The organism is Bifidobacterium lemurum, from assembly GCF_014898175.1.
Taxonomy (GTDB): Bacteria; Actinomycetota; Actinomycetes; order Actinomycetales; family Bifidobacteriaceae; genus Bifidobacterium; species Bifidobacterium lemurum.
In genome coordinates this window covers 294388-308501 of record NZ_CP062948.1, presented here as the reverse complement: position 1 = coordinate 308501, position 14114 = coordinate 294388, and the positions used below count along the sequence as shown (strand labels likewise).

General features: G+C 64.8%; 11 protein-coding genes. 10 read left to right on the top strand and 1 reads right to left on the bottom strand.

Going from position 1 to position 14114, the window contains the following annotated elements:
* Nucleotides 1-110 precede the first annotated feature (110 nt).
* The 10 genes from prfA to BL8807_RS01180 all read left to right on the top strand — a co-directional run bounded on the left by prfA (nt 111) and on the right by BL8807_RS01180 (nt 11928).
* Nucleotides 111-1199, top strand: coding sequence for a peptide chain release factor 1 (gene prfA / locus BL8807_RS01225; protein WP_072725784.1), 1089 nt, complete (start codon nt 111-113; stop codon nt 1197-1199).
* A complete protein-coding gene (gene prmC / locus BL8807_RS01220) occupies nt 1196-2104 on the top strand; it encodes a peptide chain release factor N(5)-glutamine methyltransferase (protein ID WP_072725787.1) in 909 nt (302 codons plus the stop codon). The genes prfA and prmC overlap by 4 nt, the downstream gene beginning before the upstream one ends.
* Before the next feature lie 191 nt (nt 2105-2295).
* Complete coding sequence (locus BL8807_RS01215; RefSeq protein ID WP_072725789.1) at nt 2296-2964, top strand: L-threonylcarbamoyladenylate synthase; 669 nt, start codon at nt 2296-2298, stop codon at nt 2962-2964.
* Nucleotides 2961-4136: an MraY family glycosyltransferase gene (locus tag BL8807_RS01210; protein WP_072725791.1), complete on the top strand. Its 1176-nt coding sequence runs from the start codon at nt 2961-2963 to the stop codon at nt 4134-4136. The genes BL8807_RS01215 and BL8807_RS01210 overlap by 4 nt, the downstream gene beginning before the upstream one ends.
* 169 nt (nt 4137-4305) lie before the next feature.
* Nucleotides 4306-5853, top strand: coding sequence for an IMP dehydrogenase (guaB, locus tag BL8807_RS01205; RefSeq protein WP_072725792.1), 1548 nt, complete (start codon nt 4306-4308; stop codon nt 5851-5853).
* A gap of 215 nt (nt 5854-6068) precedes the next feature.
* Nucleotides 6069-6722, top strand: a complete 654-nt coding sequence (gene orn / locus BL8807_RS01200; protein ID WP_072725793.1) for an oligoribonuclease — start codon at nt 6069-6071, stop codon at nt 6720-6722.
* A 171-nt stretch (nt 6723-6893) separates the two neighbouring features.
* Nucleotides 6894-8315, top strand: a complete 1422-nt coding sequence (locus BL8807_RS01195) for a DEAD/DEAH box helicase (RefSeq protein ID WP_072725794.1) — start codon at nt 6894-6896, stop codon at nt 8313-8315.
* Between the two features lie 134 nt (nt 8316-8449).
* Nucleotides 8450-8893, top strand: coding sequence for a hypothetical protein (locus BL8807_RS01190; protein WP_072725796.1), 444 nt, complete (start codon nt 8450-8452; stop codon nt 8891-8893).
* Nucleotides 8894-8962: 69 nt separating this feature from the next.
* Nucleotides 8963-10783, top strand: a complete 1821-nt coding sequence (locus tag BL8807_RS01185) for a proline--tRNA ligase (protein ID WP_072725798.1) — start codon at nt 8963-8965, stop codon at nt 10781-10783.
* A gap of 524 nt (nt 10784-11307) precedes the next feature.
* Nucleotides 11308-11928, top strand: coding sequence for a single-stranded DNA-binding protein (locus BL8807_RS01180; RefSeq protein ID WP_072725800.1), 621 nt, complete (start codon nt 11308-11310; stop codon nt 11926-11928).
* A gap of 42 nt (nt 11929-11970) precedes the next feature.
* Here the strand turns inward: BL8807_RS01180 and BL8807_RS01175 are convergent, their stop codons facing one another.
* A complete protein-coding gene (locus BL8807_RS01175; RefSeq protein WP_072725803.1) occupies nt 11971-14052 on the bottom strand; it encodes a M13 family metallopeptidase in 2082 nt (693 codons plus the stop codon).
* Between the last annotated feature and the right edge of the window lie 62 nt (nt 14053-14114).

The following is a 14114-nucleotide window of genomic DNA, read 5'->3' as shown; positions in this document are numbered from 1 at the left end:
CGCGTCCGCGCGTCTGGACAGCCGAACAACGGACTGGCGTTTTTGTATATTCAAGACCTCATCCGACAATCCCGCCAAGCCCCGCGCATCGGGGCGGAAAGAACAACGGCATGGCAAACGAACAGTTTCCCGCGGCGCTGACCGCTTTGGAGGAATACCGTTCCATCGAACAACAGATGGCCGACCCGCAGATCGTGTCCGATCCGGACCAGCTGCGCAAACTCGGACGGCGCCACGCCGAACTGGGCTCCATCGTCGCCGCGTACACGGCCTACACGCAGGTGCGCGACGACCTTGAGGCGGCCCGGGAGATGGCCGCCGACGATCCCGACTTCGCCGACGAGGCCAAGCGCCTGGAAGCCGAGCTGCCGGGGGTGGAAGAGAAGCTGCGCACCGCGCTGATCCCGCGCGATCCGGACGACGCGCGCGACACGATCATGGAGATCAAGGCCGGCACCGGCGGCGAGGAGGCGGCGCTGTTCGCCGGCGACCTGCTGCGCATGTACACGCGCTACGCCGAAAAGCGTGGATGGACCGTCAACATCCAATCCGAGAACACCACCGAGCTTGGCGGCGTCAAGGACGTGCAGGTGGCGATCCGCGCCAAGGGCACTCCCGCTCCCGAGGACGGCGTGTGGGCGAGCCTGAAATACGAGGGCGGCGTGCACCGCGTGCAGCGCGTGCCCGTCACCGAATCGCAGGGTCGCATCCAGACCTCCGCGGCCGGCGTGATCGTGTTCCCCGAAGCCGATGAGGACGACGATGAGATCGAGATCGACGCCAAAGACCTCAAAATCGACATCTTCATGAGCTCCGGCCCGGGCGGCCAGTCCGTGAACACCACGTATTCCGCGGTTCGTATGACGCATATCCCCACCGGCATCGTGGTGAGCATGCAGGACGAGAAGTCGCAGATCCAGAACCGCGCGGCCGCGCTGCGTGTGCTCAAAAGCCGCCTGCTGGCCATGAAGCATGAGCAGGAGGCCGCCGAGGCCGCCGACATGCGCCACTCCCAGGTGCGCTCCCTCGACCGCTCCGAACGCATCCGCACCTACAACTTCCCGGAGAACCGCATCGTCGACCATCGCACGAACTACAAGGCGTACAACCTCGACGCCGTGCTCGACGGCGACCTGCAGGCCGTGATCGACTCCGACATCCAGGCCGATGAGGCCGAGCGTCTCGCCAGCCAGCAATGATCGATCCGACCAATACGTCGCGGCCGGTCGCCGACACCATCCGCGGAGCCGCGCGAACCTTGGATGAGGCGGGAATCGAAACCGCCGAGCATGACGCCAAACTCCTGCTGGCCGAAGCCTACGGACGCGAACCGCGCGACGTGGACAAAGCCAGGCTGATGGGGGAGCGCTGGAACGACGCCGCCGCCGACCGGCGTTTCGCGTCGTTCGTCGCCAGACGCGCCGCGCGCGAACCCCTGCAGCACATCACGGGGCACGCGCCGTTCCGCTATCTCGACCTGAAAGTCGGGCCGGGCGTGTTCATCCCGCGTCCGGAAACCGAAACCGTGGTGCAGGCCGGCCTCGACTGGATCACCCAGCAGGGGTTGTACAGCCCCCGCGTGGTGGACCTGTGCGCGGGCAGCGGCGCCATCGGCCTGTCCGTCGTCACGGAAGTGCCCGGCAGCCAGGTATGGGCGGTGGAACTGAGCGATCGCACGGCCGAATGGACCCGGCGCAACCTCGCCGACACGGCGAAACAATACCCCTCCATCGCCTCCAACTATCAGCTGGAGGTCGCCGACGCCACCGACGCGACCACCCTCGCGCATCTCGACGGCACCATCGACCTCGTGATCACCAATCCGCCGTACGTGCCGTTGTCGGCGGTCCCCGAACAGCCCGAAGTGCGCGACCACGATCCGCATCTGGCGCTGTACGGCGGTTCGGCGGACGGCACGCTGATTCCCGAGCGCATCATCGAACGCTCCTGGCGGCTGCTGCGCGAGGGCGGCGCGCTGGTGATGGAGCATGACGTCAGCCAAGGCGACCAGCTGGCCGGATACGCACGCTCCGTGGGATTCGGCGAATCCCACACCGAACGTGACTGGACCGGGCGGGATCGGTATCTTTTCGCGATTCGCTAGCGGCGCGTGTCGGGAGAGAATGGACCGTGTTTCCCGCCGCATGTGCCGTTTTCGGGGAGTGTCGCACGCATGCGCGGCCCCACGCTGGTAGGTTGGATAAATGGATTCGCCGCGTCCGGCGCGACGGCCGGACGGACGGCAGGCGGATATGACTGATATCGACGGACAACAGAGGTAAGGAGCGGGCAGGAATGACGAGCGAACCCCGCATTCGAGGAATCGACGACGACTCGCTCGCCCTGGCGGCCGACCTGGTGCGCGCGGGCGAACTCATCGTGATGCCGACCGACACGGTATACGGCGTGGCCTGCGATCCACGCAATCCGGAGGCCATCGCACGCATCTTCGCCATCAAACAGCGCCCCCGCTTCAAATCCCTGCAAGTGCTGCTGCATTCCATCGACCAGCTTGACGGGCTCGGGCTGGAGCTGCCCGCCCCGCTCAACCGACTCGCCGCGCAGTTCCTGCCCGGCGCGTTCTCTCCGATCGCTCTGGCCCGTGAGGACTGCACCCTGAGCACATTGGCGCGCACCTCGACCGGCGCGTCCACACAAGGCATCCGCATCCCCAATTCCGCGGCGGCGCTCGCCATCCTGCGGGCGACCGGCCCGCTGGCGGCATCCAGCGCGAACCTGTCCGGCCAAGACAGCGCTCAGAGCGTGCGGGAGGCCGTGGGCGCGCTGGGCGATCAGGTGGCGCTGTATCTGGACGGCGGCCCGACCCAAGGGCATGTGGCCAGCACGGTGGTCGCCGCCGATCCGCATGGACGCGACGGCATCGAGATCCTGCGCGAGGGCGTGATCGCCTCGCATGTGATCCGCAAAGCGTTGCACATGAACGGCGGGGGGCTCGGCGCATGAGAATCTATCTGCTGCTTGCGGCCATCGCCGGAGGCGTGACCTATCTGGTGACGCCGCTGATTCGGCATATCGCCATCGAGATCGGCGCGGTGGGTGAGGTGCGCGCCCGTGACGTGCACACCATCCCCACGCCCCGACTGGGCGGTTTGGGCATGCTGATCGGCTTCGCGGCTGCGATGGTGTTCGCCAGCCATCTGCCGTTCCTGTCGGGACTGTTCACGAACAACCACCAACCGTGGGTGGTGCTCGCCGGCGCGGTGATGATCAGTCTGCTCGGCATGGCCGACGACCTGTGGGATCTCGACTGGATGCTCAAACTCGCGGGGCAGCTGCTCATCTCCGTGTTCGTGGCATGGGGCGGACTGCAGATCATCTCGCTGCCGTTGGGATCGCTGGTCACCGCCTCGCCCAGCCTGTCCATGGCGATCACCGCGATTCTGATCGTCGCCTCGATCAACGCGGTGAATTTCGTCGACGGACTGGACGGCCTGTCGTCGGGCATCGTGGCCATCGGCGGCATCGCATTCGCCATCTACTCGTACATCATCGCCCGTTCCTCGCCCAGCTACGCCTCCCTGGCCACGCTGATCGACGTGGCGCTGGTCGGCATCTGCGTGGGATTCCTGCTGCACAACTGGCATCCGGCGAAACTGTTCATGGGGGATTCCGGCTCCATGCTGCTCGGCTATCTCATCACCTGCGCTTCGATCGTGATGACCGGCCGCCTCGACCCAGCCACCATCCACGCCAGCATCTACCTGCCGGCCTTCATGCCGATCCTGCTGCCGATCCTCGTGCTGTTCCTGCCGGTGCTCGACATGTGCCTGGCGATTGTGCGGCGTTTGAGCCACGGACAATCGCCGATGCATCCGGACCGCATGCACCTGCACCACCGCATGCTCAAAATCGGTCATAGCGTGCGCGGCGCGGTGCTCATCCTGTGGGGATGGGCAGCGCTGATCGCCTTCGGGTCGCTGACGATTCTGTTTTTCCCGATCGGCTATGTGCTCGTCGGCATGGCGGTCGCGGTCGCGCTGCTGAGCGCGGCCACGCTGTTCCCGTATCTCAAACGCCGTCTGCCCGACATCCGGGAGGAGAACGCGCAGTTCGCCGCCGCCAAACGGCAGGGCAAAGGCGACGCGGAGGGCGATGACGGCTCGGCCGGCGTCTGATTCGCGGGGCGGCCGCGTGGACCGCGCATGATTGTTGCGTGATCGCCTCTTGATTCCGCCTGGTTCGGCATGATTCTCGCCTGACTCTCGTGTGGTCCGCGTATGGGCTGCGCCCGCCTCCGATGGCCGACGTGTGTCGCTCGTCAGGGCGCATTCATATAGTGGGTACATGGCTACAACTGATATGAATAATCAATCCGCGTATGCTCCCCTCCCTCCGATTTTCGCCCAGCTGGGCCTCGCCTATGACGATGTGCTGCTGCTGCCCAACGAGACGGATGTGATTCCGTCCGAAGTGGACACCACCACGCATCTGACCCGCGAGATCACGATGAAGGTGCCCGCCATCTCCGCCGCCATGGACACCGTCACCGAATCCGAAATGGCCATCGCCATGGCCCGCAACGGCGGCATCGGCGTGCTGCACCGCAACCTCTCCATCGACGACCAGGCCGCCCAGGTCGATATCGTCAAGCGTTCCGAGTCCGGCATGATCACCGACCCGCTCACCGTGAACCCCGAGGTGTCGCTGGCCGACCTCGACAAGCTGTGCGGCCGCTTCCACATCTCCGGCCTGCCGGTGGTCGACAAGGACAACAAGCTCGTCGGCATCATCACCAACCGCGACATGCGTTTCATCGCCTCCGAGGACTACGACCATCTGAAGGTCAAGGACGTGATGACCCGCGAGAACCTCATCACCGGCCCCTCCGACATCTCCAAGGAGGACGCCCACGACCTGCTGGCCAAGCATAAGGTCGAGAAGCTTCCGCTGGTCGATGGCGAAGGCCGACTGACCGGCCTGATCACCGTGAAGGACTTCGTCAAAACCGAGCAGTACCCGGACGCCACCAAGGACGAGCAGGGACGCCTGCGCGTGGCCGCCGGCGTGGGCTTCCTCGGCGACGCCTGGCAGCGCGCCTCCGCCCTGATGGAGGCCGGCGTGGACGTGCTCGTGGTCGACACCGCCAACGGCGAGGCCCGACTGGCGCTCGACATGATCAGCCGCATCAAGCACGACTCCGCCTTCAACGGCGTGCAGATCATCGGCGGCAACATCGCCACCCGTTCCGGCGCGCAGGCCATGATCGATGCCGGCGTCGACGCCGTCAAGGTCGGCGTGGGCCCCGGCTCCATCTGCACCACCCGTGTGGTCGCCGGCGTCGGCGTGCCGCAGCTCACCGCCGTGTACGAAGCCGCCCAGGCCTGCAAGGCCGCCGGCGTGCCGTGCATCGCCGACGGTGGCATCCACTACTCCGGCGACATCGCCAAGGCCCTGGTGGCCGGCGCCTCGTCCGTGATGCTCGGCGGCACGCTCGCCGGCTGCGAGGAGGCCCCGGGCGAGAAGGTGCTGCTGCACGGCAAGCAGTACAAGCTCTACCGCGGCATGGGCTCGCTGGGCGCGATGGCCCCGCGCGGCAAGAAGTCCTACTCCAAGGACCGCTACTTCCAGGCCGACGTGACCAGCAGCGACAAGGTCGTGCCGGAAGGCGTCGAAGGCGAAGTGCCGTATCGCGGTCCGCTCAACGCCGTGCTCTACCAGATGATCGGCGGCCTGCACCAGTCGATGTTCTACATCGGCGCGCACAACATCCCCGAGATGAGCGAGAAAGGCCGCTTCATCCGCATCACCGACGCCGGCCTGCGCGAATCGCATCCGCACGACATCGTGATGACCTCTGAGGCGCCGAACTACTCCGGTTTCCACGGCAACTAAACCATCGGCACTTCATTGAGGAGATCAGTCGCACTTCATTGAGGAACAAGGGCGCGCCGACCGCATCGCGGGGCGCGCCCTTTTCCGTTCCCGGGTCCTTCCGTCATGCAGGGCGTAGCGCGGCGACGATACCACCGCGGAGCGTGGGACCGGGGCGTTGTCATATCGGCGATATAGTCTGAACTGTTCGTCATACAAAGGAAACGAGGCAAACGATGGTGGACAGCCACGACGGGGAAACCTACACGGCGCAGGACTCGCGCCTGATCTGGATCGACTGCGAGATGACGGGACTCGACATCTTCGGCGGCGACGAACTGGTGGAGATCTCGGTGGTGCCGACCGACTTCGACCTCAATGTGCTTGACGAGGGAGTCGACTACGTGATCAAGCCCTCGGCCGCGGCGGTCGAGCATATGAACGACTTCGTGCGCGGCATGCACACCCGCTCCGGACTCATCAACGAGTGGGAGAACGGTCTGTCCCTTGAGGAGGCGCAGGCCAAGGTGATCGACTACGTCAAGCGTTTCACCCCGGAAGGCGTGCGGCCGCTGCTCGCCGGCAACTCCATCGGCTCCGACAAGAAATTCCTCGACCGCTACATGCCCGAACTGATGGAACACCTGCACTATCGCGTGGTCGACGTGAGCACCTTGAAGGAGCTGGCCCGCCGCTGGTATCCGGCGGTCTACGAGCATCGCCCGGCCAAGAACGGCGGCCACCGCGCGCTCGCCGACATCATCGAATCCTTGGACGAATTGCGTTATTATCGGGCGGCTTTCATGGCGCCCGCCCCCGGCCCGGATGCGGCCCAGGCCCAAGCGGTCGCCGCCGAAGTGGCGGCGACCAGCCTGCTTCGCACGAACTGACCGGAAGCGGTCGTCCGTGCGACCCTCAAACGGCCTGCAATCGAACATGAAAACGGCTGTTTCGTTGGAATCCCGCCAATCAGTCCGATGTGCGATTGTTGGATTCGTGTGCGGAAAAGTCGCACGGGCGGGCCTCGGGCATCCGTCCGTGCGAACCCGGAAGGAGACGACATGCGCCAATCCGAAGCCCTGGCGATTCTGAACGCCGGCGCGAACGTGTTCCTGACGGGCGCTCCCGGCGCGGGCAAGACTTACGTGCTCAACGAGTTCGTCCGCCAGGCGCGGGCGGACGGGGCGGATATCGCCGTCACCGCCTCCACCGGCATCGCATCCACACATATCAACGGACAGACGATCCATTCCTGGAGCGGCGTGGGCGTGGCCACCAGCCTGACCCCCAGTCTGCTGAAAACCATCAAAGCCCGACGCAAACGCCGCATCCAAGCCGCCGACATCCTCATCATCGACGAGGTGTCGATGATGCACGCCTGGTTGTTCGACATGGTCGACCAGGTATGCCGCGAGGTGCGTCGCGATCCACGCCCTTTCGGCGGCATCCAAGTGGTGCTGTCGGGTGATTTCTTCCAATTGCCGCCCGTGAGCGTGTCCGGGCGCAACAACGATATGATCGCCCCCACGCCGGAATTCCTGGAATCCCGCGAACGGTACGCGCGCGCCGGCAGGAATCCGGAAGGATTCGTCACCGAATCCCTGGTGTGGGAACGGCTTAATCCGGCCGTGTGCTACCTGACCGAACAGCACCGTCAGGACACCGGCGAACTGCTCACCGTGCTCACCGACATCCGCGAAGGGACCGTCACCCAGCGGGACCGCGACGTGCTCGTCACCCGGTTGGGACGCATCCCCGAACCTGGGCAGGTGGCCGTGCACCTGTTCCCCGTGAACCGTCAGGCCGATAATCTCAACGACCTGCGATTGGCCGAGATCATGGCCGAAACGCACGAATTCCACGCCGAAGCCGCGGGACAGGCGAATCTGGTGGACCGGCTGCGACGCAATATGCTCGCGCCGGAACGTCTGGTGCTCAAAACGGGCGCCGCCGTGATGGCGCTGCGCAACGACCCCGACCGCCAGTACGTCAACGGCTCGCTCGGCACGGTGCGCGGCTTCGCGCAGGAGAACAAGGGCGGCTGGCCGATCGTCGAGTTCGAAAACGGCAACATCGTCACCATGAAGCCGGCCTCATGGGAGATGATGGACGGCGACGCGGTGCTCGCCTCGGTCAAACAGGTGCCGTTGCGCTGCGCGTGGGGCATCACCATCCACAAATCCCAGGGCATGACGCTCGACCGCGCCGTGATGGACCTCAAACGCACCTTCGCGCCCGGCATGGGCTATGTGGCGCTGTCGCGTGTGGAATCCCTGAATGGACTGTACTTGGCGGGCGTCAACGAGCGGATGTTCCTCGTCTCGCCCGACGCGGTGCGGTTGGACGGCGATCTGCGCGCCGATTCCGCCGACGCCGCGGCCCGGCTCGCCGATGAAGGCGCGCAGGCGTTCGCTCGGTTCGCTTCGACCCAAGGCGCGCGGGGAGACGCGGGCGACGAGTTCGAGCAGGATGCGCTGTTCTGAACTGGTTGCGGCAAGCGGCGCGGGATGCGGCCGGGGCGCGAGCCGGAGGCGTAAGATGGTGGCACACAGGCGGACCCGCCTCATGCCCGCCGATGACGACGGCGCGAGGGGCCGCCCATCCGAAGGAGGATGCCATGAAGCACGTATGGTCGTATGTTGTATCCGCGGTGGGACTGTTGGTGTTGTTCGTCTCGTTTCTTCTGTTCACCAATCCGGCCGTTCCGGCGTTGGGGACGCTCAAACTGACGGATGTGCTCGCCATCGTCGGCGGAGTGCTGTTCATCGCGCCGATCTACCGTGATTCGGTGGCTCGCAAAACCGCCGATGACGCGCCGCATCGCGTGGTATGGGCGACGCTGCCGGTGATCGGCGTGGCCGTCGTGTGCGTGGGCATCGTGATTCCCAACGCGGTCACCTTCTTCACGCTGTTCCCGCTCGCGGACGTGTTCTATCTGGTCGGATGCCTGATGATCCTGCCGGTGTTCGTCTACCCGCCTGCCTCGCTGCGGCGCGATATGCTGGAGGACCTGGTTGAAGAGCAAGTCGAGGAGCAGGTCGAGGAGCAATCCAAAGGCTGATCGCGGTGCGGGCGTCCCGGATGGGTGCCCGTGGCAGGGTTGTCGATTGACGCGAATATCTTGGAGTCCATGAGTTCCAACACCCTTCGTATGTCAACACTGTTCCTGCGCACCCTGCGCGAAGACCCCGCCGACGCGGACGTCGACTCCGCCAAGCTGCTGCAGCGCGCCGGCTACATCCGCAAGGCCGCGCCCGGTATCTGGACCTGGCTGCCGCTGGGCCTGCGCGTGCTCAACAAGATCGAGGAGATCATCCGCGAGGAGATGGCCTCCATCGACGCGCAGGAGGTGCACTTCCCGGCGCTGCTGCCGCGCGAGCCCTATGAGGCCACGCACCGCTGGGAGGAGTACGGCGACAACATCTTCCGTGTGAAGGACCGCCATCAGGCCGACTATCTGCTTGCGCCCACGCATGAGGAGATGTTCACCCTGCTGGTCAAGGACATGTACTCCTCATACAAGGACCTGCCCGTCACGCTGTACCAGATCCAGACCAAGTACCGCGACGAGTTCCGCCCCCGCGCCGGTCTGATCCGCGGGCGCGAGTTCATCATGAAGGACGCCTACTCGTTCACCATCGACGAGGAGGGCATGCGCAAGGCCTATATGGACGAGCGCGGCGCCTACGAGCGCATCTTCAACCGCCTCGACCTGAAGTATGTGCCGGTGTTCGCCATGTCCGGCCCGATGGGCGGCTCCGCCTCCGAGGAGTTCCTCGCGCCGATGGCCATCGGCGAGGACACGTTCGCGCTCGCGCCCTCAGGCAAGGCATGGAACGTCGAGGCGCTGACCACTCCCGAGCCGGCCGAGATCGACTGCTCGGCCACGCCTGCCGCCACCAAGCGCCCCACGCCCGACGCGGGGACCATCGAGAGGATGGTCGAGTTCGCGAACGCGACGTATCCGCGCGAGGACGGTCGCGCGTGGGAGGCCGCCGACGTGTTGAAGAACGTGGTCGTCGCCGTCAAGCACGCCGAGGACGACGCGCATGACAAGCCGTGGCGCGAACTGGTCGTGGTGGGCGTGCCCGGCGACCGTACGGTGGATATGAAGCGTCTGGAGGCGCAGTTCGCTCCGGCCGAGATCGAAGAGGCCACCGAGGAGGATCTCAAGGCCCATCCCGAACTGGTCAAGGGGTATATCGGCCCGATGGCCCTCGGACCGCAGGCGCGCGGCGACGCCGAGATCGGCTCCGCCGAGGACACGGCGATCCGCTATTTCATCGACGCCCATGTGGCGAAGGGATCCGCATGGTACACCGGCGCCGACGAGGCCGGCGTGGACTATTACGATCTCGTCTACGGCCGCGACTTCGCCGCCGACGGCGTTGTGGAGGCCGTCGAGGTGCGCCATGGCGACATGAGTCCGGACGGATCCGGCCCGTTGAGCTTCGAACGCGGCGTGGAGATCGGCCAGGTGTTCCAGCTGGGATTGAAGTATTCCAAGGCGTTGGGACTGACCGTGCTCGACCAGAACGGCAAGGCCGTTCCGGTGTGGATGGGCTGCTACGGCATCGGCGTGAGCCGTGTGCTCGCCTGCATTGCCGAAACGCATCACGACGAGGCCGGCTTGGCCTGGCCGTCCGTGGTCGCTCCGGCGCAGGTGCATGTGGTCGCCACCGGCAAGGACGAGAAGGCCTTCGAAGGCGCGGAACGGTTGATCGCCGAACTCGAGGAGGCCGGCATCGAGGTCATCTACGACGACCGCAAGAAGGTGTCTCCGGGCGTCAAGTTCAAGGACGCGGAGCTGGTGGGCGTGCCGGTGATCGCCGTGCTCGGACGCGACTTCGTGAACGATGGCACCATCGAGATCCGCGACCGTGACGGCGGCAACATGGTGGCCGTGCCGGCCTCGGAGGCGCTTGCCGAACTCGCCAAGCGCGTCGCCTGACGGGGTTTCCCGGCCGGTTCGTTCTTGGATTTCTCAGCGTGGTATGAATGCCGGTATATGGCATCCATGCCACGCTGACGTGTTTTCAGCGTGGTGGGGTCGTCGGTATGTGGCGTTCCTGCCACGCTGAAGTGTCTTATCGTGGCGTGAATGTCGGTATGTGGCGTTTCTGTCACGTTGGGGGTGCGGTGAGCGTGGCAGGATTACCGGTATATGGCGTTTGAGGCACGCTGAGATCTTTGGCTGTGCTCCGGGCCATTTATGCCTATGAGGTTTACTAATGGTGGATAAGTGGGTGTCTGTCCACATGCTATCCACAACACGCCGAGTTTCCGTCTCTGGATGCACAATTCCCGATGCCGCTTGTCCGGCTCCGCTCGCATCGGGCACAGTGGTAATCACCGTTGGATCCGTGCAGGCAGGCCGAGATGACGTCCAAGCATCGACGTTGCTGTTTGGGTCGTGCCGCTCCCTGCCGCACGGCGCTCCGGCGGGCCACCGTATCCGTTAGGAAAGGAGCCATCATGGCGCAGAAACAAGGCAGCATCACCATCAGCGGCAATCTGGGGGCGGACCCGGTGATGTTCGGCAAAGACCCCAATCAGCAGGCCTGCTCATTCCGTGTGGGGTTCGCTCCCAGCTACTACAGCCAATCTTCGGGGGAGTGGAAGACTCGTGACACCACATGGGTGGCGGTCCGAGCGTTCCGTAAATTGGGGATGAACGCGTTTCAATCGCTGAGAAAAGGCAATCCCGTGGTGGTGACCGGCACGCTGCGCACGGAGCGATGGAGCAAAGACGGCGTCGACCACATCACTCCGGTGATCGAGGCGACGAATATCGGCCATGATCTGAATTTCGGCACCACCATATTCCGTCGCGTCGTCAACCCGCAGAACGGACAGGACATGCAGGGCGGGGCGTCGCAGGAGCCTGGCGTGCCGGCGTATCCGGCGGCCGGCATCGATCCCTTCGCCCAAAACCCCATGCGCAAAGAGCCTGTGGGAATGGTCGATCTTGCGGTGGTGCCGGATGGTCCATCCGACGCCGCAGCCGGCAATCCGTCCGAGATGCAAACCGTCGGCCAATATGCGGATGGATTCGCGCAGTCTCCGGAGATAGGCGAAGGGGAGGCCGAATTCTAACAACCTCCCCTTGGAATCGGAGGCGCGTATCCGTCTGGATGACTACCAGATGCGCACGCGTTGGTCGGGATCGAGCCACATGGCGTCGCCCTCATGCACGTCGAACGCTTCGGCGAAGAGATCCACGTTGCGGGCGATGCCGTTGGTACGGAATTCGGCCGGCGAGTGCGGGTCGATCTGCAGATACTGTTCGGCCAGCTCGTCGCGGTTCTTCGTGCGCCATATCGAGGCGTAGCTGAGGAAGAACCGCTGCGTTCCGGTGAAGCCGTCGAGCTCGGGGGCATGGCTCAGCGAGTCCTTGATGGCTTCGGCCGAGCCGTCGCCGGAGCGTCCCGAGGCCTTGTCGAGCGCCAGCGCGTACGCCTTGATCGCGATGTTCACGCCACCCAGATCGCCGATGTTCTCACCGATGGTCAACGCGCCGTTCACATGCGGCGCCTTGTCGGGTTCGTCGGCGTACTTGTCGAGCAGCTGCTGGGGTGTGAAGGCGTTGTACTGTTCGATCAAGGCTTGGGTGCGGGCCTCGAAATTCGCCTTGTCCTGAGCGGTCCACCAGTCGTTGAGCTTGCCGTCGCCGTCGTACTGCGCGCCTTGGTCGTCGAAGCCGTGGCCGATCTCGTGGCCGATCACCGCGCCGATGCCGCCGTAATTGGCGGCGTCCTCGGCGTTCGGGTCGAAGAACGGCGGTTGCAGAATGGCCGCGGGGAACACGATCACATTCATGGTCGGCTCATAGTAGGCGTTCACGGTCTGCGGGTTCATCAGCCATTCCTCGCGGTCCACCGGTTTGCCGGCCTTGGACAGCTGATAGCCCGTCTCATACAGATTGGCGGCGGCCATGTTGTCGATGAGACCGGCGTCCTCATGCACGTCGAGCGCCGTGTAGTCGCGCCAGTGGCTGGTGTAGCCGATCATCGGCTTGAACTTCGAGAGCTTCTCCAAGGCCTTGGCCTTGGTCTGCTCGCCCAGCCAGTCGGAATGGGTGATCGACACGCGGTAGGCTTCGATGAGATTGGCGACCAGCTCCTCCATGCGTCGCTTCGAGGTCTCGGGGAAATGCAGGCGGACGTACTCCTGTCCGACCTCCTCGCCGCAGATGCCGTTGACCAGGCTGACGGCGCGCTTCCAACGATCGCGCTGCTTTTTCGTGCCGGAAAGGGTTTTGCCGTAGAACTCGAAATTCGTCGTATCGAACTCCTCGCTCAGGAGGCTCGCCGAGCCGATGATCACATGCACACGCGCCCACAGCTTCAGGTCGTCAAGGGAAGCGGTCTGCCAGAAGGCGTCGAATCCGGTCAGGAAGCTCGGCTCATGCACGATCACGCGCGACAGCGCGCCCATCATATCGACCGGCTGCGCGGCCGCGGCGGGCGTCGCGTCGTAGGCCTGTTGCCAGGCGGCGGCCCAGGCGGCGATGTCGAAATGGGCCAGTGAGTCGGCCAGCGCGTTGAAATCGGTGGGATTGTAGGTTTTCACCGAATCGCGGGTGGCGACGTTGTCCCAATGATTGGCGGCGATGCGCGTTTCGACGTCGAGAAAACGCTTGGCCTGCTCCTCTGCGGCGTCCTCGTCGTTCGCGAGCTTGGCGTTCATCAGCTGGCGGGCGACCATCGCGGTGTAGGCCTCGCGGATCGGCGCGTAATGGTCCTCGCGGTAGTAGGCCTCGTCGGGAAGGGCCAGACCGCCCTGTTCGATATGCACGATATTCGTATCGGGATCGCCCGGGTCGCCGTAGACGCCCATGCCGAACAGGTCGGGACCTCCGGACGGGTTCATCGCGCCCAGCGTGCGGGTGAGGGAGGCCTTGTCCCCGGCCTGGTCGATGGCGTCGATCAGCGGACGGATCGGTTCGAATCCGGCCCGGTTGATGGCTTCGGTGTCGAGGAAGGAACGGTACAGCGCATGCGCCTTGGCGGCCGGGCAGTTTTCCTCTTCGAGGATGTCGCGAATCTGGTTCTCCGCGTTCTCGGCAAGACGGTCGAAGGAGCCATAGCGGGAGCGGTCATCGGGAAGACGGTAGGTGTCGATCCATGGTCCGTTGACGTAACGGAACAGGTCGGTGGCGGGGCTGATGACGGAAGAGAAGGATGCCGGATCGATGCCGGAGGTCAGGGAATCACTCATAGGCTCCAGCCTAATCGCATGAGGCGAGAATCGTTGGCGTTTCGGCGCGGGTCTATGCCGGC

Bases quoted from the DNA above. Each gene is read 5' to 3' on its own strand.
- BL8807_RS01210 (WP_072725791.1), top strand. From the start codon at position 2,961: ATGAGAATCTATCTGCTGCTTGCGGCCATCGCCGGAGGCGTGACCTAT.
- BL8807_RS01215 (WP_072725789.1), top strand. From the start codon at position 2,296: ATGACGAGCGAACCCCGCATTCGAGGAATCGACGACGACTCGCTCGCC.
- guaB (WP_072725792.1), top strand. From the start codon at position 4,306: ATGGCTACAACTGATATGAATAATCAATCCGCGTATGCTCCCCTCCCT.
- prmC (WP_072725787.1), top strand. From the start codon at position 1,196: ATGATCGATCCGACCAATACGTCGCGGCCGGTCGCCGACACCATCCGC.
- prfA (WP_072725784.1), top strand. From the start codon at position 111: ATGGCAAACGAACAGTTTCCCGCGGCGCTGACCGCTTTGGAGGAATAC.
- BL8807_RS01175 (WP_072725803.1), bottom strand. From the start codon at position 14,052: ATGAGTGATTCCCTGACCTCCGGCATCGATCCGGCATCCTTCTCTTCC.
- orn (WP_072725793.1), top strand. From the start codon at position 6,069: ATGGTGGACAGCCACGACGGGGAAACCTACACGGCGCAGGACTCGCGC.
- BL8807_RS01180 (WP_072725800.1), top strand. From the start codon at position 11,308: ATGGCGCAGAAACAAGGCAGCATCACCATCAGCGGCAATCTGGGGGCG.
- BL8807_RS01195 (WP_072725794.1), top strand. From the start codon at position 6,894: ATGCGCCAATCCGAAGCCCTGGCGATTCTGAACGCCGGCGCGAACGTG.
- BL8807_RS01185 (WP_072725798.1), top strand. From the start codon at position 8,963: ATGAGTTCCAACACCCTTCGTATGTCAACACTGTTCCTGCGCACCCTG.
- BL8807_RS01190 (WP_072725796.1), top strand. From the start codon at position 8,450: ATGAAGCACGTATGGTCGTATGTTGTATCCGCGGTGGGACTGTTGGTG.